Consider the following 1,501-nt stretch of genomic DNA (forward strand, 5'->3'; position numbering starts at 1 on the left):
AGGTGGCCAAATTCACTATGCCACTACAAAAATCAATATTCGCCAGTTCAACAATAAGGAAAATCTCATTGCATCACAAGTATAAAATTATGTATTTAACTCACAAAGACAAATTATTAAACCAATCTGTTATATTATATATAGCTGCGTGGAATCATAATATCATATATTTTGACTGGCATGTTTACCAAATTTAAGTTGCATCTCAATGGTTTCTTCAGCGTAAACAGAGTTTTTATACAAACTGACACTCTGGGTATCATAGTGTAGTTTTTACGATTGTAAATATCCTGTATGCAGGAACTCATCCTTTTGGATGATATCGCATACAATTAATTTACCATCAGTCTTAGAGCCAGTTCGTCCGGATAGGGATCGAAGTAATTCTGTGTAAGCAAGTAATCATTAGGATACTCACCCAGATAATGCTTCAGCAGAGTCAACGGCGCAAGAAGAGGTAATGTGCCAGAACGATAGTTAAGTATAACCTCGCTCAACTCTTTACGCTGGCGTGTACTTAAGTAGTTACTAAAATACCCCTGTATATGCATCAGCACATTCGTGTGATTTTTACGTGATGCAGGTTTTCTGAGAATCGCCATCAGCTTATCACGATACACCTCAAAGTATGATTCAAGATCCGCCCACTCGTGTATTGCAGCCACAAATGGTCCCATATCTTTATAGCCTGTCTGACTATGCGCCAACAACTGAAGCTTATAACGACTATGAAAAGCCAATAACTCTCTTCTTGATAATTTCTCCTTGTAAAGGTGATTGAGCTCATGCAAAGCAAAAACTCTTTCAACAAAATTCTCACGAAGCACTGGATCATGTAATCGCCCATCCTCTTCAACCGGTAGCCAGGAAAACTTTTCCATCAAAGTGCTCGTAAATAGTCCCACTCCATCTTTACGACCTCGATTACCATTTTCATCATAGACACGCACGCGCTCCATGCCACAGCTGGGAGATTTAGCACAAACCACAAACCCCGATACATCCTTTAATTTGTCCATATAAGAACGACTAAACTCTGTCATTCTCTCTGTCACATCCTCATTCTGGTCGTGGCTGAAACACATCCGTATATTTCCTTGCGTCGAGCGCACAAGACGTAGAGCAGGACGCGGAACTGGCAGCCCTATAGCCATTTCCGGACATACTGGTCTGAATGTTACCCATTCCACTAATTTGTCCATTAAAAAGTCAGCTCTTTTGTGACCACCATCAAAACGAACAGCAGAACCGGCCAAACAACCGCTGATTCCAATCACAGGTTTTTTTATCATATCCTCCCCCTTGACTAATTCATTAACACATAAACTGTGTAGTGCACGGAATAAATTGCCTTTCTGGCGTCATCACTGACAATTTTTCTGTTATGGACTATTCCTAATATAGTATGAAAGTTCTTTAAGTGATCGGTCGTAATCATCTATCTTTCATACTTACTCTCAACTATCAAAAGTACAGGAAATGTAATGAACACATCCCCCCC

1 protein-coding gene is annotated in these 1,501 nt (G+C 39.9%); it reads right to left on the minus strand.

What is annotated here, in order from left to right; all coding sequences use genetic code 11:
- Positions 1–332: 332 nt before the first annotated feature.
- Positions 333–1,292, minus strand: coding sequence for a YbgA family protein (locus tag EQY_RS0122760; RefSeq protein ID WP_000592547.1), 960 nt, complete (start codon positions 1,290–1,292; stop codon positions 333–335).
- Between the last annotated feature and the right edge of the window lie 209 nt (positions 1,293–1,501).

The sequence above is a fragment of the Escherichia sp. TW14182 genome (genome assembly GCF_000208525.1).
In the GTDB taxonomy this organism is placed as follows: Bacteria; Pseudomonadota; Gammaproteobacteria; order Enterobacterales; family Enterobacteriaceae; genus Escherichia; species Escherichia ruysiae.

What these genes read in the sequence shown, in the direction of transcription:
- EQY_RS0122760 (WP_000592547.1), bottom strand. Translation starts at nt 1,292, where the DNA reads ATGATAAAAAAACCTGTGATTGGAATCAGCGGTTGTTTGGCCGGTTCT.